The organism is Streptomyces sp. NPDC058741, assembly GCF_042746715.1.
Lineage (GTDB): Bacteria > Actinomycetota > Actinomycetes > Streptomycetales > Streptomycetaceae > Streptomyces.
The window spans coordinates 1-20,319 of the sequence record NZ_JBHYQH010000013.1 but is presented as its reverse complement, the minus strand read 5'-3'; the positions used below and the strand labels follow the sequence as shown (position 1 = coordinate 20,319).

Annotated in this window: 20 protein-coding genes, 1 pseudogene and 1 riboswitch; of the genes and pseudogenes, 4 read left to right on the top strand and 17 right to left on the bottom strand. The window is 73.2% G+C overall.

Annotation, left to right across the window (positions count from 1 at the left end):
* Positions 1-12: 12 nt before the first annotated feature.
* The 6 genes from ACFW6P_RS13365 to tdh are packed head-to-tail and all read right to left on the bottom strand — an operon-like array spanning position 13 to position 4,755.
* Positions 13-375, bottom strand: a complete 363-nt coding sequence (locus tag ACFW6P_RS13365) for an MmcQ/YjbR family DNA-binding protein (RefSeq protein WP_386423682.1) — start codon at positions 373-375, stop codon at positions 13-15.
* Positions 376-405: 30 nt separating this feature from the next.
* Positions 406-930 (bottom strand): GNAT family N-acetyltransferase, encoded by a 525-nt coding sequence (locus ACFW6P_RS13360; protein ID WP_386423681.1) that lies wholly within the window; start codon positions 928-930, stop codon positions 406-408.
* Positions 930-1,502: a helix-turn-helix domain-containing protein gene (locus ACFW6P_RS13355; protein ID WP_386359296.1), complete on the bottom strand. Its 573-nt coding sequence runs from the start codon at positions 1,500-1,502 to the stop codon at positions 930-932. The genes ACFW6P_RS13360 and ACFW6P_RS13355 overlap by 1 nt, the downstream gene beginning before the upstream one ends.
* 46 nt (positions 1,503-1,548) lie before the next feature.
* Positions 1,549-2,466, bottom strand: coding sequence for a LysR family transcriptional regulator (locus tag ACFW6P_RS13350; RefSeq protein WP_386423679.1), 918 nt, complete (start codon positions 2,464-2,466; stop codon positions 1,549-1,551).
* Positions 2,467-2,484: 18 nt separating this feature from the next.
* Positions 2,485-3,690 carry a glycine C-acetyltransferase gene (locus ACFW6P_RS13345; protein ID WP_386359298.1) on the bottom strand — a complete coding sequence of 402 codons (1,206 nt, stop codon included), beginning with the start codon at positions 3,688-3,690 and terminating at the stop codon, positions 2,485-2,487.
* A 36-nt stretch (positions 3,691-3,726) separates the two neighbouring features.
* Positions 3,727-4,755 (bottom strand): L-threonine 3-dehydrogenase, encoded by a 1,029-nt coding sequence (gene tdh / locus ACFW6P_RS13340; protein ID WP_386359299.1) that lies wholly within the window; start codon positions 4,753-4,755, stop codon positions 3,727-3,729.
* Between the two features lie 184 nt (positions 4,756-4,939).
* Between tdh and ACFW6P_RS13335 the strand changes: the two genes are divergently transcribed.
* On the top strand, positions 4,940-5,269 hold the full coding sequence (locus ACFW6P_RS13335) for a hypothetical protein (RefSeq protein ID WP_386359300.1): 330 nt from the start codon (positions 4,940-4,942) through the stop codon (positions 5,267-5,269).
* On the opposite strand, the gene ACFW6P_RS13330 is transcribed toward ACFW6P_RS13335, so the two are convergent.
* From ACFW6P_RS13330 to ACFW6P_RS13315, 4 genes are all read right to left on the bottom strand, one after another.
* Positions 5,252-5,623, bottom strand: a complete 372-nt coding sequence (locus ACFW6P_RS13330; RefSeq protein WP_386359301.1) for a DUF742 domain-containing protein — start codon at positions 5,621-5,623, stop codon at positions 5,252-5,254. The two genes, ACFW6P_RS13335 and ACFW6P_RS13330, sit on opposite strands and share 18 nt — an antisense overlap.
* Before the next feature lie 2 nt (positions 5,624-5,625).
* The gene (locus ACFW6P_RS13325; RefSeq protein WP_386359302.1) at positions 5,626-6,057 is read right to left on the bottom strand and encodes a roadblock/LC7 domain-containing protein; all 432 of its coding nucleotides are present in this window, start codon (positions 6,055-6,057) and stop codon (positions 5,626-5,628) included.
* Positions 6,058-6,125: 68 nt separating this feature from the next.
* Complete coding sequence (locus tag ACFW6P_RS13320) at positions 6,126-8,255, bottom strand: ATP-binding protein (RefSeq protein ID WP_386359303.1); 2,130 nt, start codon at positions 8,253-8,255, stop codon at positions 6,126-6,128.
* A 542-nt stretch (positions 8,256-8,797) separates the two neighbouring features.
* Positions 8,798-10,063 carry an MBL fold metallo-hydrolase gene (locus ACFW6P_RS13315; protein WP_386359304.1) on the bottom strand — a complete coding sequence of 422 codons (1,266 nt, stop codon included), beginning with the start codon at positions 10,061-10,063 and terminating at the stop codon, positions 8,798-8,800.
* Positions 10,064-10,187: 124 nt separating this feature from the next.
* Here ACFW6P_RS13315 and ACFW6P_RS13310 point away from each other — a divergent pair, with 124 nt between their 5' ends.
* Both ACFW6P_RS13310 and ACFW6P_RS13305 read left to right on the top strand, forming a co-directional pair.
* Positions 10,188-11,366, top strand: coding sequence for a Glu/Leu/Phe/Val dehydrogenase dimerization domain-containing protein (locus ACFW6P_RS13310; protein WP_386359305.1), 1,179 nt, complete (start codon positions 10,188-10,190; stop codon positions 11,364-11,366).
* 51 nt (positions 11,367-11,417) lie between these two features.
* A pseudogene (locus tag ACFW6P_RS13305) lies at positions 11,418-12,018 on the top strand (TetR/AcrR family transcriptional regulator).
* 129 nt (positions 12,019-12,147) lie between these two features.
* Here the strand turns inward: ACFW6P_RS13305 and ACFW6P_RS13300 are convergent.
* Both ACFW6P_RS13300 and ACFW6P_RS13295 read right to left on the bottom strand, forming a co-directional pair.
* The gene (locus ACFW6P_RS13300) at positions 12,148-12,933 is read right to left on the bottom strand and encodes an SGNH/GDSL hydrolase family protein (protein WP_386359315.1); all 786 of its coding nucleotides are present in this window, start codon (positions 12,931-12,933) and stop codon (positions 12,148-12,150) included.
* Positions 12,934-13,171: 238 nt separating this feature from the next.
* On the bottom strand, positions 13,172-14,095 hold the full coding sequence (locus ACFW6P_RS13295) for a peptidoglycan DD-metalloendopeptidase family protein (RefSeq protein WP_386359306.1): 924 nt from the start codon (positions 14,093-14,095) through the stop codon (positions 13,172-13,174).
* Between the two features lie 4 nt (positions 14,096-14,099).
* Positions 14,100-14,260: riboswitch (cyclic di-AMP (ydaO/yuaA leader) on the bottom strand.
* A 668-nt stretch (positions 14,261-14,928) separates the two neighbouring features.
* On the opposite strand from ACFW6P_RS13295, the gene ACFW6P_RS13290 reads away from it, so the two are divergent.
* Positions 14,929-15,726, top strand: a complete 798-nt coding sequence (locus tag ACFW6P_RS13290) for a tyrosine-protein phosphatase (protein WP_386359307.1) — start codon at positions 14,929-14,931, stop codon at positions 15,724-15,726.
* A gap of 17 nt (positions 15,727-15,743) precedes the next feature.
* Here ACFW6P_RS13290 and ACFW6P_RS13285 read toward each other — a convergent pair whose 3' ends face one another.
* From ACFW6P_RS13285 to ACFW6P_RS13265, 5 genes are all read right to left on the bottom strand, one after another.
* On the bottom strand, positions 15,744-15,863 hold the full coding sequence (locus tag ACFW6P_RS13285) for a DUF6126 family protein (protein WP_386359308.1): 120 nt from the start codon (positions 15,861-15,863) through the stop codon (positions 15,744-15,746).
* Positions 15,860-16,501 (bottom strand): helix-turn-helix domain-containing protein, encoded by a 642-nt coding sequence (locus ACFW6P_RS13280; RefSeq protein ID WP_386359309.1) that lies wholly within the window; start codon positions 16,499-16,501, stop codon positions 15,860-15,862. Before ACFW6P_RS13280 ends, ACFW6P_RS13285 begins: the two co-directional genes overlap by 4 nt.
* Positions 16,502-16,573: 72 nt before the next feature.
* A complete protein-coding gene (locus tag ACFW6P_RS13275) occupies positions 16,574-17,989 on the bottom strand; it encodes an aspartate aminotransferase family protein (RefSeq protein WP_386359310.1) in 1,416 nt (471 codons plus the stop codon).
* On the bottom strand, positions 17,986-19,881 hold the full coding sequence (gene dxs, locus ACFW6P_RS13270; RefSeq protein WP_386423676.1) for a 1-deoxy-D-xylulose-5-phosphate synthase: 1,896 nt from the start codon (positions 19,879-19,881) through the stop codon (positions 17,986-17,988). The genes ACFW6P_RS13275 and dxs overlap by 4 nt, the downstream gene beginning before the upstream one ends.
* A 30-nt stretch (positions 19,882-19,911) precedes the next feature.
* A partial coding sequence (locus tag ACFW6P_RS13265; protein ID WP_386423675.1) for a flavodoxin-dependent (E)-4-hydroxy-3-methylbut-2-enyl-diphosphate synthase occupies positions 19,912-20,319 on the bottom strand: 408 nt, incomplete at its 5' end.

The window sequence follows — 20,319 nt, the reverse complement described above, 5'->3', positions numbered from 1 at the left end:
CCGGGGCCGGCCTCAGTCCGCGTCCCCCGGGAGGCCCAGCCGGGGGTGGGCCTCCAGCAGACGCGTGGGGGCCGCCTGGCGCCAGGAGTCGGCGAGGATGTCCCGCAGCTCGGCCTCGTCCTCCAGCGCGTCGAGCCGGGCCCGCACCCAGGCGAACTGGGTCTCGTGGTCGGCGATCCAGAACTTCTCCGGCTCGGCGAGCACCAGCTCGTCGCGCTCCTCCTTGGGGCAGCGCACGGCGAGGGAGGTCTCCTCCTCCGGCAGCGTGGCGAACATCTTGCCCGCGACCCGGAACGTGGGCATGCTCCAGGCGATCTTCTCCGTCGTGTCCGGCAGGGACAGGGCGATACGGCGTACGTCTTCGGCGTCCGGCATGGCAGGCACCGTAGCGGCTGGCGCTGACAGTCACCCGGTGAGCGCGGCGGGACCGGTCCGCTTGTAGTAGATCGTGGTCGGCCGCAGCACCCCGTCGGGGCTCGCCGCGTAGTCGGGGATGGTGCCGATCGCGGTCCAGCCCGCGGAGCGGTACAGGTGCTCAGCGGGGCTGCCGGTCTCGGTGTCCAGGTGCAGCAGGGTCACGCCGGCGGCCGCGGCGGCGTTCTCCGCGGTGGCCAGGAGCCGGCGGCCGAGGCCGCGTCCACGGGCCTGCGGCCGCACCATGAGCTTGGCGACCTCGGCGCGGTGGCGGCTGTTGGCCTTGCCGGGGAAGACCAGGCTCACGGTGCCGGACGGCAGGCCGCCGTCGAACGCCACCCACACGGCCAGCCGGCCCGCCGCCACCTCCGCGGCCCGCTCCCGCCACCAGGCGAGCGCCTCCGCGCGGTCCAGCGGGGCGAGGAAGCCGATCGAGGCGCCCGCGTCGACGGTGTCGGCCAGCAGGCCCGCGAGTTCTCCGGCGTGTTCGATCAGACCGGTCCCGTCCAGGCGCATCACGGCCGCACCACCGCCAGCAGATAGCGCACGCCCTCGGGAGCCGCGCACCGGAAGCGGGTCGGGCCCCACACCCGCATCCGCAGGCAGTCCCCGGCGCCGAGACGGTGCTCGGTGTCCCGCTCGGTCACGTCGAGAGCTCCTTCCAGGACCCAGAGGTGCTGTTCCAGTCCGGCCACGGGCGGGCGGTCGTAGGCGATGTCGGCGCCGGCGGTCAGGCGCCCCTCGACGAGTTCACCGCGCAGCCCGGAGTGGGGCGGTGACACCGAACGCCGTGCGAAGCCGGAGGCGTGGTCCTGCCACACGGGCTGGTCGGCGGAGCGGACCACGGGCTCCGGCGCGGCCTCGACCTCGCTGAGCAGCTGGGACATGGTGCGCCCGTAGACGGCGCACAGGCGGTTCAGCGTCGAGGCGGTGGGGCTGATCTCCGCCCGTTCGGCACGGGACAGGGTGGACCGGCTCACTCCGCTGCGTTCGGCCAGTTCCCCCAGGGACCAGCCGTGTTCGGACCGCAGTTCGGACAGGCGGGCAGCCAGCCGGGGGTCGACGGAATCCGCGCGCTCGCTTCTCATATCCGGGACGCCATCCCTGATATGAGACCCCCGTGTTACGGAGTGCTCACCCCGGCAGCGGCTGGGCCCGGGCCGCCGCGCTCAGCGCGTCCAGCACGGGGCGGATCAGGGGGTGCTCCTCGGATCCGCGCCGTACCGCGGCGAAGACCCGCCGGGTGGGGGCCGTGCCGTCGACGGGGCGGACGACGACGCCGGTGAGGTCCATGCCGCGCAGCGCCGAGCGCGGCACCAGGGCCACGCCCACGTCGGCCGAGGCGAGGGCCACGACCGCGCGGAAGTCGTCCGAGGAGTGCTCCACACGGGGCTGGAACCCTGCGTTCTCGCAGGCCAGGACGACCACGTCATGGCAGGGGTTGCCCGGGTAGGGGCCGATCCAGGAGTCCTTCGCGAGCTCCGCGAGCGGCACCTCCGGCTCGTCGGCCAGCCGGTGGGTGACGGGCACGACCGCGTCGAAGGGCTCCGCGTACAGCGGTACGTGGGCCAGCCGCGGGTCGTCGGCGGGAGGGGCGCCCCGGTACTCGACGGCGACGGCGACATCGACCTGCCGGTCCAGGACCATCGGCAGGCTGGCGTCGCCCTCGGCGTCCTGGACACGGATGCGTATGCCGGGCGCCGAGTCGGCCAGGCGGGCCACCGCGGGCGCCACGACCAGGGCGATGCCGGTGGCGAAGGAGGCGACCGTGACCGTGCCGGCCGCTCCCGAGCTGTAGGCGGCGAGCTCCGCCTCCGCCCGCTGCAGCTGGGCGAGGACGGCGTTGGTGTGGTTGAGCAGGATCTCGCCGGCGGGGGTGAGCCGCACGCCCTTGGCGCCGCGCTCGACGAGCCGGTGGCCGGTCTCCTGCTCCAGCGCGGCGAGCTGCTGGGACACGGCCGAGGGGGTGAGGTACAGCGCGGCGGCAGCCGCCGTCACGGTGCGGTGGTCGGCCACCGCACGGAGGATGTGGAGCCGCCGCGCCTCGATCATGCAACCGATTCTCTCAGGTCATCGGCTGTTTTCGGCCTCCAGCTCCGCCCGGGCCGACACGAAGGCGTCCACCGCGCGGTTCACGTCGTCCCCGGAGTGCGCCGCCGACAGCTGGACGCGGATGCGGGCCTGGCCCTGCGGCACGACCGGGTAGGAGAAGCCGATCACGTACACGCCGCGCTCCAGCAGGAGTTCGGCCATGCGGCCGGCCTGCGCCGCGTCCCCGATCATCACCGGGGCGATGGGGTGGTCGCCGGGGAGGACGTCGAAGCCCTCCTCGGTCATCCGGCCGCGGAACAGGGCCGTGTTCTCGGCGAGCCGGACGCGCAGGTCGTCCGCCTCCTCCAGCAGGTCGAGTACCTTCAGGGAGGCCGCCGCGATCACCGGGGCCAGGGTGTTGGAGAACAGGTACGGCCGGGAGCGCTGGCGCAGCAGGGCGACGATCTCGGCGCGGGCGGCGACGTAGCCTCCGGAGGCGCCGCCAAGGGCCTTGCCGAGGGTGCCGGTGATGACGTCGACGCGGTCCATCACGCCGTGCAGCTCGGGGGTCCCGCGTCCGCCGGGGCCCACGAAGCCGACGGCGTGGGAGTCGTCGACCATGACCATGGCGTCGTAGCGGTCGGCGAGGTCGCAGATCTCCGCCAGCGGGGCCACGTAGCCGTCCATGGAGAAGACGCCGTCGGTGACGATCAGGCGGCGGCGCGCGTCGGACGCCTCCTTCAGCCGCGCCTCCAGTTCGGCGAGGTCGCGGTTGGCGTACCGCAGGCGGCGGGCCTTGGACAGGCGGATGCCGTCGATGATCGACGCGTGGTTGAGGGCGTCGGAGATGACCGCGTCCTCCGGGCCGAGCAGCGTCTCGAAGACACCGCCGTTGGCGTCGAAGCAGGAGGAGTACAGGATCGTGTCCTCCTGGCCGAGGAACGCCGAGAGCCTGGCCTCGAGTTCCTTGTGCACCTCCTGCGTGCCGCAGATGAAGCGGACGGAGGCCATGCCGTAGCCCCAGCGGTCCAGGGCCTCGTGGGCGGCGGCGATCACCTCGGGGTGGTCGGCGAGACCGAGGTAGTTGTTGGCGCAGAAGTTGAGGACCTCGCCGGGGCGGCCGCCGGCGGTGACGTTCACGGTGGCGGACTGCGGGGTGCCGATCACGCGCTCGGGCTTGTGCAGTCCGGCGGCGCGGATCTCGTCGAGGGCGGCGCGCAGGTCGTCGCGCACGGAGTCGAACATGGGAAGGCTCCTGAAGATGCTCGCGGAGAAGGGGGGTTACGCGGTCCAGTCGAGGATGACCTTGCCGCCGCGGCCGCTCGCCGCGTCCTCGAACGCCGCCTCGAAGTCGAGGTGGCCGTAGCGGCCGGTGATGACGGGCGCGAGGTCCAGGCCGCCTTCCAGCAGCACCGACATCGCGTACCAGGTCTCGAACATCTCCCGGCCGTAGATGCCCTTGAGGGTGATCATCGAGGTGACGATCCGGGCCCAGTCGACGGGGAACTCCTCGGCGGGCAGGCCGAGCATCGCGATACGGCCGCCGTGCGTCATGTTGGCGATCATGTCGCGCAGCGCCTCGGGGCGGCCGGACATCTCCAGGCCGATGTCGAAGCCCTCGCGCAGGCCCAGCACGCGCTGTCCGTCGGCGACGGTGGCCCCGGAGACGTCGAGCGCCAGGCTCACACCGATCTTGCGGGCCAGCTCCAGCCGCTCCTCGCTGACGTCGGTGATCACGACGTTGCGGGCGCCGGCGTGCCGGGCCACTGCGGCGGCCATCAGGCCGATGGGGCCGGCGCCGGTGACCAGGACGTCCTCGCCGACGAGCGGGAACGACAGCGCGGTGTGGACGGCGTTGCCGAACGGGTCGAAGATGGCGGCCACGTCCAGGTCGACGGGCACCCGGTGCACCCAGACGTTGCCGGCGGGCAGGGCGACGTACTCGGCGAACGCACCGTCGCGGCCGACGCCCAGTCCGACGGTGGCCCGGCACAGGTGGCGGCGGCCCGCCAGGCAGTTGCGGCACTTGCCGCACACCAGGTGGCCCTCTCCGCTGACCCGGTCGCCGACGTCGATGTCGCCGACGTCGCGCCCGGTCTCGACGACCTCGCCGACGAACTCGTGGCCGAGCACCAGCGGGGTGCGGATCGCCTGCTGCGCCCAGCCGTCCCAGGCGCGGATGTGCAGGTCCGTGCCGCAGATGCCGGTGCGCAGCACCTTGATCAGCACGTCGCCGGGCCCGATGACCGGCTCGGGGACGTCCGCGAGCCGGAGTCCGGGCTCCGCCTTCTGTTTGACCAGCGCCTTCACCGCTACGGCTCCTGGGGGTGAGTTCCGGCTCCGGGCACGCCGAAGGAGCCCCCGAGCCGGGTGAGGAGTGGGATCACACCGCAATCTGCCGTACGGCGGCGGCCCGGTCCATCGAGGATTTCTTAAGCGCCGCCTCAGCTTTCCTTCACGCCCCCACAAGTCACCGCGAGAACTCCGCCTGTCCGTGGGGCAGCGGGCCGTCCCGCCCCTCCAGATGGAGGACGAGCGGCGCGGCGTGGTCCTTGCCAGCACGTGGTGCCGGTCGAGGGTGATGCGGCCGAAGTCCATGGCCACGGTCGTCTCGATCTTGTTCTCGATGCCGTCGAGGTCGTCGGTCGCGGCGCTGACCGTCGTGAGCAGCTCCTCCGTGCTGAGCGGCGCGATCTCGCTGACCGCGCCGACGAAGGTCGTCCTGCCCACGCCGAACCCGCCCGCCACCAGGATCTACGTCGCGGTGGGGAACGGATCGGCGCCGCGGCCCGGCCGGCCGGCGTGGTCAGGGCTGCCGTCGTAGTCCATCGAGCACTGCCTCCAGAAGGGCCCGGTCCGTCGGGTTGTGGTGGAACGCGGGGGGCTTGGTGGTCAGCGTCCCGCAGTCGACGAGGTCCGCCAGCAGCACCTTGGTGACGGCCACCGGCAGTTTCAGATGGGCGGCCACCTCGGCGACCGGGACGGGCGCGCGGCACAGGTCGAGCGCCTGCGCGTGCTCGGGGCCGAGGTAGCCGAGAGGGGTCGCCCCGGTGGCCATCACCTGCGACACGAGGTCGAGCGCGACGGTCGGACGGGTGCGGCCGTCGCTGACCGTGAACGGGCGCACCAGCCGCCCGGCCGCGTCGTCGAGCCAGGGCCCGTCACCGGCCGCCGTCACGCTCAAGACCTCGTCGCCGGGGATTCGACGGACTGCCGGGGAGCGGTCACCAGGTACGGTCGGACGCTCTTGACCAGCATCGCCATCTCGTAGCCGAGCACCGCCGCGTCGGCCTCGCGGCCGGCCAGCACGGCCAGGCAGGTGCCGGAGCCGGCGGTGGTGACGAACAGGAGGGTCGAGGCGAGTTCGACCACCACCTGACGTACGTCGCCGCTGTCGCCGAAGCGGGCACCGGCGCTGCGGCCGAGGGAGTACAGGCCGGATGCCAGGGCGGCCATGTGGTCGGCGCTGTCCGGGTCGAGGCCGTGCACGGACTTCACGAGCCCGTCGCAGGACAGCAGCACGGCTGCGGTCGTGTGCGGCACGCGCTGTACGAGGCCGGTCATCAGCCAGTCGAGGTCGGATACATGGGCGGTCGGCGCATCGCTCGCCATGGTGGATCGACTCCTTGGGGTACGAAGGTCTGCTGGAGGGCTGGGAGTGGGGGTGGGAACGAGGGAGGTCATCCGGCGGGTGAGGTCCCGTCGTGCCGGGTGGCGGTGTGGTCGGGGCGGGACGCGGCCGCGCCGCCGTGCGTGCCGCCTGCCTCGGGCAGCCCCGTGGCGTCTCCGCGGGGCGGGAGGGCCGGTGAGGGCAGACCCGTGGGGAGCGGCTCGAAGGAGACCGGCTGCACGACGACGGGGTCGCTGTGGGCGGAGTCCATGGAGGCGGAGTCCGTGGAGGCAGAGCCCATAGCGGCGGAGCCCATGGAGGAGGGCTCCATAGGCCCGGTCTCCGCGCGCCGGAGCCCGGGGCGGGACTCCATGGGCCCGGCCTCCGCACGCCGGAGCCCGGGGCGGGACTCCAAAGCCCCGGTCTCCCGGTGCTGCCGGGTCTGGGCGAGGCTGATGCCGCGCTGGAAGGCCGCTATCAGGCCGGGGTCGTGGCCGACCGGCTGGTCGGCGTCCGGGCGCGGCAGGGGACCGTCGCGCAGCTGAGGTGCGATGTGCTCCTGGGCACGTCGGCGGGGCAGTCCGGGCTTGCCCATGGTGCCGCGCACGGCGCCGTTGCGGGGGGTGGGCGGTGCGGTCCCGTTCCCTTCGAGGACGCACCGGTCGTCGGGGCTGATGCCGGGCCGCGCCTCGGCCGGGGTGGGCCGTTCATGGCGGGCCCCGCGCACGGGCAGCGGGGCGGGTCGGCCGCTGCGGGTGCCCGGTGCGGGGGGCGTCGCGGGCGGCGCGGCGTGGCGTGCGCCGGAGGCGGGCGGGACGGGCAGCCGTGAACCGGACGCGGGCCCGGACGGGGACGGCGGCGCGACCGTGCTCCCCGGGATCGTCGTCAGCCCGGCGGGGAGCACGCGGGCGGCCTGGATTCCCGGCCCCGTGCCGCCCGCGGCCCGCTCGTCCTGCCCCGTGCCCGTGCGCGTGCCCGACCCGGTCTCCGGCCCCAGCAGGGCCGGCGGCACGACCAGCACCGCCTGCACACCGCCGTAGATGTTGCTCTGCAGCCGGACGGTGATGCCGTGCCGCCGGGCCAGTTGCGAGACGACGAACAGCCCGATACGGCCGTCCGCGAGGAGCCGGCCGACGTTCACCTGGTCCGGGTCGGCGAGCATGGCGTTCATCCGCGTCTGCTCCTCGGCGGGCAGGCCGAGTCCGCGGTCCTCGACCTCCACGGCGAGCCCGGAGGTGACGAGGCCGACGCGGAGCAGCACCTGGGTGTGCGGGGCGGAGAACACCGTGGCGTTCTCGACGAGTTCGGCCAGCAGGTGGATGACGTCGGCGACGGCATGGCCGCGCAGGGTGCCGTCGATGGGCGGGACGAGTTTCACGCGCGGGTACTGCTCGACCTCGGCGATGGCCGACCGCACCACCTCGGTCATGGAGACCGGGTTGCTCCACTGCCTCCGGGAGACGGCACCGCCGAGCACGAGTAGGTTCTCGGCGTGGCGGCGGATGCGGGTGGCGAGATGGTCGACGTGGAAGAGCCCCTTGAGCAGCTCGGGGTCCTCGATCTCGTTCTCCAGCTCGTCGAGGAGGGAGATCTCACGGTGGACGAGTGACTGCAGGCGCCGGGCGAGGTTGACGAAGACCTCGAGCTTCTGTTCGCTGCCCGTCTGGCTGGACAGTTGCGAGGCCTGCAGGACGGCGGTGACGGCGCCGTCGTGCGCACGGGCCAGGTCGGCGCCCAGGAGGTCGAACTGGTCGCCGTCCCGGGCGGGGCCACCGGGCCGGCCGGGCGGGGCGGGCTGCGGGGGGCCGTCGCCGCGGCGCAGCGTCTCGACCAGGGTGCGCAGGTCGGCCTCGCGGCGTGCGGTGGCGCGGCGCAGGACGCCGATCCGGTCGCGTACGGACCGCGCCGCCCGGCCCGCCGCCACCGCCGCGACGGCGATGCCGACGAGGGTCACGAAGACGGCGCCGCCGAGCACGGCCCACAGCGTAGGACCGGGCCGGGCTCCGCCCGAGCGGACCGCGTAGAGGACGGCGGCGCATCCGCTGAGCGCGACGGCGACGGGCGGCAGGACGGCGATGCGCAGCAGCTGGGGCCGTATGCGGGTCTCGGGCAGCGCGGGTGCGGTGCGGGCGGGCGGCCGGCCGTGCCGCCCGCCCTCACGGCGGTCTGCGCGGGCGGCCGGGGCGCGGAGGTGCGACATCGGTGTCCTCGTACTGGTGCGTCGGGCCTGGCTGCCGGAGGGGTTCGCCGGGATGCGGCCGGGTTCGCGCGGCCGCTTCCGTGCGTCCCGGGCCGTCCCCCCGGACCCGTCCGGCTGCCGGCCGGTGCCGGTGCGGCCGGCGTGCGGGTGCCGTCCGGAGCCGGGAGCCACGGCGGGGCCGGTCCGAGGGGTCGTGCCGCCGTCGGTGGCGCGCGGGCCGTGGGGGTCCCCGTCGCGTCGACTCCCTCGTCCGCCTTGCGCCCGCACGTGCCGGCCCCCGCTCCCTGATCCGTCCTGCTTCCCGACGGCCACTGACAGTAGCCGCCAGCGCATCATGTGCGGTGGGCAGTTGACAAACTCATACGGTGAGCGTCCCGCTCTGGTATGAGCTCTCGTACGACAGACCGATAACCCCGCCACACATCCGGCCGTGAAGAGCGACGAAACGATCAGACCTGTTCAGGAGCGGTCACACCCTGCGGCGAGGGCCGGGGAGCCTCTCGCTCCCCGGCCCTCGCGGTCGGTCCGCCTCGCGCTCCGGGTCAGCCCGTCGGGAGCGACTCCTGGTCCCCGGAGCCCGCCGCCGCACGCCCCTTGCGGTCACGCTCCGTATGGGCCTGGGCCATGGCTGCCGCGTCCGTGGCTGTCTTGACCACGGCCTCCGTGAGGACCTCGGCGGCCGCACCACCGCCCGGCACTTCGAGCGCCACCCCGCGCCACCACGGCTCGGAGGGGACGGTCGCGGACGTCGGCTCGAACGGCTCGCCCGGCCGGGGCAGGGCGATCCGGGCACCTGCCGAACGGGCGGCCTCGATCGTTCCCTCGCCGGGCTCCGCCCAGGGGTGCGTGGCGAGGTTGAAGGTGGCCCAGTGGATGGGCAGCATCAGCCCGTGCTCCGGTCCCCCCTGGAGGTCGAGGTGGGCGCGCATGCCCTCCTCGGGGGTCATGTGGATGTCGGGCCAGAAGTCCGAGTACGCGCCGATCTGGATCATCGTCGCGTCGAACGGGCCGTGGTCGGCGCCGATGTCCCGGAAACCGTCGAAGTAGCCCGTGTCGCCGCTGTGGTAGATCCGGTGCTCGTCCCCGGCGACGGCCCAGGAGGCCCACAGGGTGTGCTGGGTGTTGCGCAGCCCGCGGCCGCAGAAGTGCCGGGCCGGGGTGGCGGTGAGGGTGAGGCCGCCGACCTTCGTGGACTCGTGCCAGTCCAGCTCGCGCAGCCGGTTCCCGGCCACCCCCCAGCGCTCCAGGTGCGCCCCGACGCCGAGCGGCACCGCGAACAGGGTGTCCGTGCCGGCCAGGACCTTGATGCTGGGCAGGTCCAGGTGGTCGTAGTGGTCGTGCGAGATGACCACCACGTCGACCGGGCCGAGCGCGGCCAGCGGCACGGGGACCGGGTGCAGCCGCCGGGGCCCCACGAAGGAGAAGGGGGAGCAGCGCTCGCCCCACACCGGGTCGAACAGCACACGCCTGCCGTCGATCTCGGCCAGCACGCTGGAGTGCCCGGTCCAGGTCAGCCGCAGTCCGGTGGCCGGGGGCCGGGCGAGGTCGGCGAGGGTGGTGGCGTGCAGCGGCACCGGGCCCTTCGGGGCGCGCCGGGGCCGGGTGTCCTTGTCGAGGAAGGCCTTCGCGAAGTCCAGGGTCGAGCCCGAGGGCCGGGTCCGTGCGGGACCGCCGGGGTTCTGGAAGACACCGTCCTTGAAGTGGGGCGATCTGCGGATCCGCGCCATGCGCTCACCGCTCGGGTCCGCGCCGAACGCTTCGGGCCGCAGTGCGCGGAGCCCGGGGTTCAGGGAACGGAAGCCGGCCACGGTACCTCCCGGTGGAGTCGGTCAGGTTTTCCATTATGGTCCGCCTCCGCGGCATCACCCGGGCACACCCCCACCACCCGGCGCGATACCGATCGGCAATTCAGTGATCCGGCGAAGGAGCCCCGTGACCAGTCCCCTGCTGTCCCTCACCTGGACCGACCACGTCACCGGCCGGCAGGGCCATCTGGTCGTCGACCGGCTGGTACGCGGCGTCGCCAGCGGCGGGCTGCGGATGCGCCCCGGCTGCACCCTGGACGAGGTGACCGGCCTGGCCCGCGGCATGACCCTGAAGGAGGCCCTCCACTTCGACCCGGCCGCGCGCTACGTCCCGCTCGGCGGCGCCAAGGGAGGCATCGACTGCGACCCGCGCGACCCGGGGGCGTACCCGCTGCTGGTGCGCTACCTGCGCGCCATGCGGCCCTACGTCGAGAGCTGCTGGACGACGGGCGAGGACCTCGGGCTCTCCCAGGACCTGATCGACCGGGCCGCCGCAGAGGCGGGGCTGGTCTCCTCGATCCAGGCGGTGTACCCGCTCCTGGACGACGGGGCCGCGGCCAGGCGGCGGCTCGCCGACGCCTTCGCCGTCGAGGTGGACGGCATCGGACTCGACGAGCTGGCCGGCGGCTGCGGCGTCGCCGAGGCGGCCCTCACCGCGCTGGACCGCGCGGAAGTGCCGTACGCGGGGACGCGGGTCGCGCTCCAGGGGTTCGGCACCATGGGCGGGGCGACCGCGCGGTTCCTCGCGCGCGCGGGTCTCACGGTCGTGGCGGTCGCCGACCTCAAGGGCACGATCGCCAACCCGGCGGGCCTCGACGTCGAGGCGCTCCTCGCCGCCCGGGACCCGCACGGCACCGTCGACCGCTCCGCGCTGCGCCCCGGCGACCTCCAACTGCCGGGTGACGCCTGGCTGTCGGCGGACGCGGAGGTCCTCGTGCCGGCGGCGGTGTCGTACGCGATCGACGCGGGAAACCAGGAGCGCGTCACCGCCCGTTGGGTGGTCGAGGCGGCCAACATGCCGGTGGTGCCTGAGGCGGAGCCGCTGCTGGCCGCGCGCGGCGTGACCGTGCTGCCGGACGTCATCGTCAACTCCGGGACGAACGCCTGGTGGTGGTGGACCCTGTTCGGGGACATCGGCCCCGACGCCGAGGAGGCGTTCGCGCACACGCGCCGCTCCGTGCGGGCCCTGGTCGGGCGGATGCTGACGCGCGCGCAGGCGGACGGGACGTCCCCGCGGGCCGCCGCGCACGCGATCGCGGCGGAGCGGCTCCCGGTGATGGCGGAACGCTTCGGCTGGTACCGCTGAGACGGCGGCGGCCGGATCCGCGCGCCGCGGGGGCGTGGGTAGGGTGACGGCGTGACGAGAGTCCGGTTGACCGTGGTGGAACGGCGTGGCGAGCTGCTGCGGGCCGCCGTCGAGCAGATCGAGGCCCGGGGTGTGGCGGCGGTGCGGATCTCCGACGTGGCCTCGGCGCTCGGGGTGAGCAACGCGCTGGTGCTCCACCACTTCTCCACCAGGGAGCACCTGGTCGCCGCCGCCTTCCGGCACGCGGCCGACGGCGACCTCGCACAGCTGCGCAAGCTCCTCGGCCGCCGCACCTCGGCGCTGCGCCGGTTGCGGTCGGCGGTCCGGTGGTAAGCCCCGACCGGCCGGGCCGAGGGCTGGCGGCTGTGGATCGAGGGCTGGGCGGCCGCCCTGCGCGAGCGAGCCCGCGCTGCGGGAGGTCGCCCAGGAACTCGACCGCCGGTGGAAAGCGGCCCTGGCCGAAGTCATCGCGGAGGGCGTCGCGGCCGGGGAGTTCCGCTGCCGGGACCCCCGCACCGCGGCCCTCCGCCTCACCGCCTTCCTGGACGGCCTCGCCGTCCAAGTGACGTCGTACCCGGGGTCGCTGCCCAAGGCGCGGGCGCAGCAGTGGGCGCAGGAGGCGCTGGCGCGGGAACTCGGGGTCGAGCCGTGAGCGCGCCTGCGGCAGGCGGGTGCCCGCGGTTGCCGGACAGGCCCTGCGCTCACCGCCGCAAGGCTCTGCGCGCACTCCCGCCGAACCGGCCGCGGACCGCCGAAGGCACCGCCCCCGAGCCGGCAGGCGCTACGCCACCGCCTCGATCCGCATCCTGATGTCGTCCGGCGACAGCGCGCCCTTCGCCGTCACATGGTCGCCCGACGACTCCCCGCGCAACCTCCGCCCGATCCACGGGGCAAGGAACTGCCGGGCCCAGTGCACGTCGTCGCGCCGGACCTCGAGTGTGCCGCGCGGCGGCAGCGGGGGCCACGCCTGCTCGGGATCGGCCGGCACCTCGAGTCCGAGCACCTGGCCCGCGCGGAGCGCGACGCGCGTGTGCCCCTCGGGCGACAGGTGCAGCCGGTCGGCGTCCCAGGCCCTGCGGTCGCGCACACTGCGCAGGGCCCACAGGTCGAGCACCGGACAGCCGTACCGGTCGGCGATGGCCCGGACATGCCCGTTGTAGGTGGCGATCTTGCCGCGCAGATGCTTCAGCACGGGCACGCCGCGCGTGTCGAACCCGGTCGTCACCAGGACCGTGCCGGCCGCGGCGACGAGCGGGGCGAGGGCCCGCTCGAAGCGCTCGGCCACCTCGTCCGGGTCGGTGCCGGGCCGGATGATGTCGTTGCCCCCGGCGCAGAACGAGACGAGGTCCGGGGCCATGTCGATGGCCCGCGGCACCTGGTCCGCCACGATCTGGTCGAGGAGCTTCCCGCGCACGGCGAGGTTCGTGTACCGGAAGTCGCCTTCGGGCCGGCGGTCGGCGAGCAGGACGGCGAACCGGTCGGCCCAGCCGACGAACGCCCCGTCGGGGCCGGGGTCGCCCACGCCCTCGGTGAAGCTGTCCCCCACCGCCACGTACGACCCGATCACTGCTTTGTCGTCACTCTTCGAATCGTCTGCCACAGCCGTTCATGATTCACCGTGGAATGTGACCTACGCGACCGTAGGGAGGGGTTGACGGTCGGTGAGATAAGCCACTTCCCAAGGGTTCGCCAACTCCGGAATACACATCTCGGCAGGGGTGTTGGGGACGGGCCGAAGGCCGGACCCGGGGATCGGGGTCCGGCCTTCGGTGCGCGGGTCGGGCAGGTCGGGTTCGTACGGCCCCTCAGCCGACGGAGACGCCGTGCGAGCGCAGGTAGGCGACCGGGTCCACGTCCGAGCCGTAGTCCGGCGTGGTGCGGATCTCGAAGTGCAGGTGCGGTCCGGTGACGTTGCCGGTCGCGCCGGAGAGGCCGACCTGCTGCCCGGCGGTCACGCTCTGGCCGGCCGAGACGGAGAGCTGGGACAGGTGGGCGTACTGGGCGTAGCCGCCGTCGGCGAGCCTGAGGACGACCTGGTTGCCGTACGCGCCGCCCCAGCCGGCGGAGACGACCGTGCCCGCGCCGACGGCCTTGAGAGAGGTGCCGGTGGGGACGACGAAGTCGACGCCGGTGTGGTAGCCGCTGGACCACATGCTGCCGGACATGCGGTACGGCGTACCGACGGTGGCACCGTCCACCGGGGCGCTGTAGCCACTGGCGTTGCTGTCGGCGGCCGGCTTGGCGGCGGCGGGCTTCGCGGCGGTGCCGGCCCGGGTGGACGACTGAGCGGCGGACGACTTCTTCGCCGGCTTCTCCGCCGACGCCTTCGGCGCGGACGACTCGGTCTTCGGCGCGCTCGCCGTCTTCCTGCCGATCGACAGCTTCAGGCCCGGGTGGATCAGCGACGGGTCGTCACCCACGGCGTCGCGGTTGTCCGAGTAGAGCTTCTTCCAGCCGCCTCTGACGTTCTGGTCGTCGGCGATCTTCGCGAGGTAGTCGCCGGCCTTCACGGTGTACGTGCGGGCGGTCGCGGCCTTCTCGGTGGTCTGCTTGCCGGTGGCCGGAGCGGACTGGACGGCCTTTTCCGGAGCCGACTGCGGGGTGGCGGCGTGGGCGCCGGCGGCCCCCATGAGCGGGAGGGCGAGAGCGGCGCCGCCGGTTCCGGCGACGGCGAGGGAGCGGGTGAAACGCTGGGTTTTCGGACGACGGTGCTTACCCTTCGCGGGCATGGCGAATTCCTCTCCGGCGCCTACGAGGTGAGCTGTCGGGTTCGGACTGGAGATGCCCGGCCGCGCCGAGGCGCGGCTTAACCCCAAGCCGTTCCGGGAACCGGAACAGGCGTCTTACCTGTGGGTCCCCCGCTCCTGCCGTACACGGGTCAGTGGGTGCGGGCTCCGGGCGGCGGCAGGATTGGGCGTCCGTCCGGATTGGTGTGGAACGTAAGCGACCAGGACGCGACCGGACAAGCTTGCGGTTCCGCGTGACGGCCTTTTCCCTTGACGCGTCGCCGTGTTCGCCGTCACCGAGCGTCAGTTAAGGATCTTCACTCTTCCTCAAAAGCCTTGTTCCACAACAGTATTACGTGTACATGACGACAACACATCGTCACGGATATGACGATGGTCACGCACCTCACTCCCATCTCCTGCGCGATCGGGGCAGGTTGTGGTGAAGCAACCGAAGCTCCTCATTCGGACAGAAGGGCCACTTCACCTCAAGCCGGATGAGAATGGCGTGGAGGTCACCGCGCGCGCCGACCCGCAGTCCGCGATGGAGCAGTACGCCCCCTCGGTGAACTTAGCCCGTTTCAAGGCGTTCGGTCCCGGTCCGTGTCCGGGAGGAGTCGACGGCCGGTCCCCGGTCGTCCAGGCTCACTCCGCGCCCGACGGCATCGGCGGCCGAGGGCGTCCGGGTGGTGCGGCGTGACGGCGAGCCCGACTCCGCCGAAGCGCAGCAGCTCAAGCTGCCGGCCGGACCCGGGAGCACCCAGGCAGGCATGTCGTATCGTCGAGTGGTGCCCGCCGCCGAGCCGCGGCGGCGGCGCCGAATGGGAGGAGCCCCCGTGACGCAGCAGGTCCCGTCGACCGAGCCCCAGCTGGCCGGAGTGCGCAACTTCCGCGATGTGGGCGGACTGCCGACCGTGGACGGGCGGCGGGTCCGGCAGGGCGTGCTGTACCGCAGCGGTCACCTGGCGCACGCGACCGGTGAGGACGCCGCCTTCCTCACCACCCTGGGCCTGCACACGATCTTCGACTTCCGCAACGCGGCCGACCAGAAGCTGGAAGGTCCGGACGTCGCGCTGCCCGGCGTGCGCAATGTGAACCTGCCGCTGAGCGACCCGGCCGACGGCGCCGAGTTCTGGAAGATGGTCCGCGACGGCGACCTGGACCAGCTGCGCTCGATCCTCGCGGACGGCAAGGGCGCGGCCCGGATGATCGCCTCCTACCGCATGATCATCAAGGAGCGCACGGCAGAGCACTCCCACGTGCTGCACGCGCTCGCGGAGGACAGCGTGCCGGTGCTGATGCACTGCGCGGCGGGCAAGGACCGCGCGGGCCTGTCCGTGGCGGTGACGCTGCTCGCGGTGGGCGTGGAGCGCGACGCGATCGTCGACGACTACCTGAAGTCCAACGCCAAGCACCGCCGCTACAAGGTGCACCGCAGCAGCTCGCACGCCTCGGCCTACTCCCCCGAGGTGATGGAGCTGCTCAGCCCCCTCTTCGACGCCCGTGCCGAGTACCTGACGACGGCCTTCGAGACCATCGAGGAGACGTGGGGCGGTGTCGACGTGTACCTGGAGCAGGGGCTGGGGCTCACCCCGGAGACCCGGGAACGGCTGCGCGAGCGGCTCCTCGACTGAGGGCCCGGGTCGCGGACCTAGCGGCTCCCCGCCTCGAACAGGAAGTACACGAACGCCGCGAAGACGTGCCCCATGACGAGGTAGATGAACAGCCGCACCCACAGGGCGCGCGGGAACTTGTCCTCGATGTCGCTCATGACGGGTCTCCAGGGGTGTGGCCCAGGCACAGGGCGGCCGTGGGGCTCTGCAGCAGGGTGTGGACGAAGAGCAGGTCGACGCCGTCGTGGTCCTCGGCGGCGATGCGGTGCGGGGTCAGCGAGTCGAAGTGCGCGCTGTCGCCCGGCGACAGCCGGTGCGTGGTGTCGCCGAGGCGCAGCCGCAGCCGGCCGCGCAGCACGTGGAGCCACTCCTCGCCGGGATGGACGCGCACCACGTCGCCCTGGGAGCCGTACGGGACGTGCACCCGCAGGGCCTGCATACCGCGCCCCGAGGCACCGGCCTGCCAGTAGGTCCAGCCGCCGGCCGCGGTCGGTTCCATGTCGGCGGAGCGCACGACGGCGTCCCGGCCGGCGGCCGTCTCGCCGAGCAGTTCGGAGACCGTCGTACCGTAGACCCGGGCGAGCGTGAGCAGCATCGGCAGCGAGGGCTGGCGCTGCCCGGTCTCCAGGCGGGACAGGTGGGCGGGCGACAGCCCCGCGGCGCGGGCCGCGGCCTCCAGGGTCAGGGAGGCCTGGCGCCGCAGGGCCCGCAGCCGCGGCGCGACGGCGGGCAGCCCCTCGGGCCGCCCGGCCGGCGGGTCCGCCCCGGAGGGCGGCTCCATCTCGGAGGAGCTCATGCCTCCATTCAGCCCCGGCCTTGCCTCACGGGCAAGTTTCTTGCCTCTCAGGCAAAAACCGGAGGGGCGAGCTCAGCGGTTGGCGACCGCCTGCTTGACCAGCGTCTTCCCGAAGTCCCACACCAGCCCGCCGTGGTGTGCGTCGTCCATCACGGCCGTGAAGGCGTCGACGAAGCGGTCGGCCTCCCGCTCACCGATGATCAGCGGCGGAATCAGCTTGATCACCTCCATGTGGTCGCCCGAGACCTGGGTGAGGATGCGGTGGCGCTGCAGCAACGGCACGACGACCATCTGCGCGAAGAGTCCCTTGCGCGCGGCCTGGAGCATGGCCCAGCGGCCGCGCAGCTTCAGCGACGCGGGCCGGCCGAACTCGACGCCGATCATCAGTCCCCGCCCGCGGACCTCGGCGAGCATCTCGTAGCGGTCCACGAGCGCCGCAAGGCGGGACCGCAGCCGCTCCCCGGTGGCCCGGACGCCCGCGACGATCTGCTCGTTCTCCATCACGGACAGCACGGCGAGCCCGGCCGCCATGGCCTGTGCGTTGGAACCGAAGCTCGCCGAGTGGACCAGCACCCGGTCCATGGACGAGTAGACCTTCTTGAAGATCCAGTCCTTGCCGATCGTCGCGCCCACCGGTACGTAACCGCCCGACAGCGCCTTCGCCACGCACACCAGGTCGGGCTCGACGCCCGCCTCGTGCTGGTAGGCGTAGAAGTCGCCGGTCCGCCCGAGGCCCGTCTGCACCTCGTCGGCGATGAGCAGCGCCCGGTGCCGGTGCAGCAGTTCCTGTGCGGCACGCAGATAGCCGGGCGGGGCCTCCAGCACGCCCTTGCCCTGGATCGGCTCGACGATCAGGGCGGCGACGTCGCCCTTCCTCAGCTCCCTCTCCAGGGCGTCGAGGTCGCCGAGCGGCACCGCCGTGTCGGGCAGCAGCGGGGCGAAGCCGTCCCGGAAGCCCGGCTCGCCGTTGACGGACAGGGAGCCGGTGGTCAGGCCGTGGAAGGCGTGCGCGCAGTACAGGATCCTGGGCCGGCCGGTGACGAACCGGGCGAACTTCAGGGCGCCCTCGACGGCCTCGGTGCCGCTGTTGCCGAAGAACACCCGGTCCAGGTGCGGGCTGTGCGCGAGCAGCTTCTCGGCCAGCAGTCCGGGCAGCGGCTGGCAGTCGAACCGGGTGAGGTCGGCGAGGTGCGCGTCCAGGACGTCGTGCAGGGCCTTGCGGACGACGGGGTGGTGGCGGCCGAGGCCCATCACCCCGAACCCGGCGAGCATGTCCAGGTAGTCGTTGCCGTCCGCGTCGTAGAAGTAGGCGCCCTCGGCGCGCTCGTAGACCTTGTCGAAGCCGATGGTGTGCAGCATGCGCGGGAGCTGGTGGTTGAGGTACCGGCTGTGCAGCTCGTAGCGCTCGGCCCCGCGCTCGGCCAGCAGCCTGCCGAGGTCGAAGTCCCCGGCCTGCGACGACTCCGGCGCGGATTCGGCGGTTGTCATTCCTGCGGCTCCTTCGACGACTCCTGCCCGACGGTCAGGCTCGCGCTGATCCGTCCGGCGATCTCGACGGGTGTCAGGCCGATGTCGGCGAGCACCTCCGGGCGCTTGGCGTGCGCGAGGAACTGCTCCGGGATCCCGAACCGCCGCACCCGCACGTCGACGTCGGCGTCGCCGAGGGCCAGCGCCACGGCCGAACCCACCCCGGCCGCACGGCTGTTGTCCTCGACGACGGCGACCAGGTCGTGCCGCGCGGCGAGGCCGGGGAGCGCCGGGTCGACGGGCTTGACCCAGCGGGGGTCGGCGACGGTGCACCCGATGCCGCGCGCTTCGAGCAGTTCGGCGGCCCGGAGGCAGACGGGCGCCATCACACCCACGGCCACCAGGAGCACCCGCGGCTCGGGAGCACGGTGCAGCACGTCCAGTCCGCCCACGCGGTCGACGGCGGGGATCTCCGGCCCCACCGGCTCCTTCGGGAAGCGCACCAGGGTCGGCGCGTCGTCGACGGCGACCGCCTCGCGCAGCTGGGCGCGCAGCTGGCCGGCGTCCCGGGGCGCGGCGATCCGCAGGCCGGGCACGACCTGGAGCACCAACAGGTCCCACATGCCGTTGTGCGAGGGCCCGTCGACGCCGGTGACACCGGCCCGGTCCAGCACGAAGGTCACCCCGCAGCGATGCAGGGCGACGTCCATCAGGAGCTGGTCGAAGGCGCGGTTGAGGAAGGTGGCGTAGACGGCGACGACCGGGTGCAGTCCGCCGGTCGCCAGGCCCGCCGCGGACACGGCAGCGTGCTGCTCGGCGAGGCCGACGTCCCAGACCCGGTCGGGAAACCGCTCGGCGAACTTGCCGAGCCCGACCGGCTGCAGCATGGCGGCGGTGATCGCCACCACGTCGTCCCGCTCCTGGCCGATCGCCACCATCTCGTCGCCGAACACGGAGGTCCAGGTGGGGCCGCCGGCCGGTGCGAGTGGTGCACAGGTCAGCGGGTCCAGGACGCCGACGGTGTGGAAGTGGTCCTCCTCGTGGGCGAGGGCGGGCCCGCAGCCGCGGCCCTTCTCCGTGAGGCAGTGGACGAGGACCGGCCCGTGGAATCGCTTCGCCCGCCGCAGCGCGGACTCCACGGCCCCGACGTCGTGCCCGTCGATCGGGCCGACGTACTTCAGGCCGAGGTCCTCGAACAGGCCCTGCGGGGCGAACGCGTCCTTGAAACCCTTCTTCGCGCCGTGCAGGGCCTCGTAGACGGCGTTGCCGACCAGGGGGGTGGCCTGGAGCACGTCCTTGCCCCAGGCCAGGACCCGCTCGTAGCCGTCCGTGGTGCGCAGGGTCGCGAGGTGGTCGGCGAGGCCGCCGATGGTCGGGGCGTAGGAGCGTTCGTTGTCGTTGACGACGATGATCAGGGGGCGGTTCCTGGCGGCCGCGATGTCGTTGAGGGCCTCCCAGGCCATGCCGCCGGTGAGGGCGCCGTCGCCCACGACCGCGACGACGTGGCCCTTCTCCCCCAGCACCTGGCGGGCCTTGGCGAGCCCGTCGGCCCAGCCGAGCGCGGTGGAGGCGTGGCTGTTCTCGATGACGTCGTGCTCGGACTCCTCACGGGAGGGGTAGCCGGACAGGCCGCCCTTGCCGCGCAGCTTGGAGAAGTCCTGGCGTCCGGTGAGCAGTTTGTGGACGTAGGACTGGTGGCCGGTGTCCCACAGGATGCGGTCGGCCGGTGACTCGAAGACACGGTGCAGGGCGATGGTCAGCTCGACCACGCCCAGGTTGGGTCCCAGGTGGCCGCCGGTCCTGGCGACCGCGTGCACCAGGAAGTCCCTGATCTCGTCGGACAGTTCCTCCAGTTCCGGCTCGGACAGCGCCTTCAGGTCGCGTGGTCCCCGGATGCTCTCCAGCGTCGTCACGCTCGGGCCCCCTTCGCATTTCCGTGCTGCTCAGCTCACGGTGACGGCCGGCTCCCCCGGCCCCACGCCGTTCTGCTCCATCCGCTCGGCGAGCTTCATGGCCTCCTCGATGAGCGTCTCGACGATCTCGGACTCGGGGACGGTCCTGATGACCTCGCCCTTGACGAAGATCTGGCCCTTGCCGTTGCCGGAGGCGACGCCGAGGTCGGCCTCGCGGGCCTCGCCGGGGCCGTTGACGACGCAGCCCATGACGGCGACGCGCAGCGGGACCTCCATGCCGGTCAGGCCGGCGGTGACCTCTTCGGCCAGCTTGTAGACGTCGACCTGGGCGCGGCCGCAGGACGGGCAGGAGACGATCTCCAGGCCGCGCTGCTTGAGGTTCAGCGACTCCAGGATCTGGATGCCGACCTTGACCTCCTCGACCGGCGGCGCGGAGAG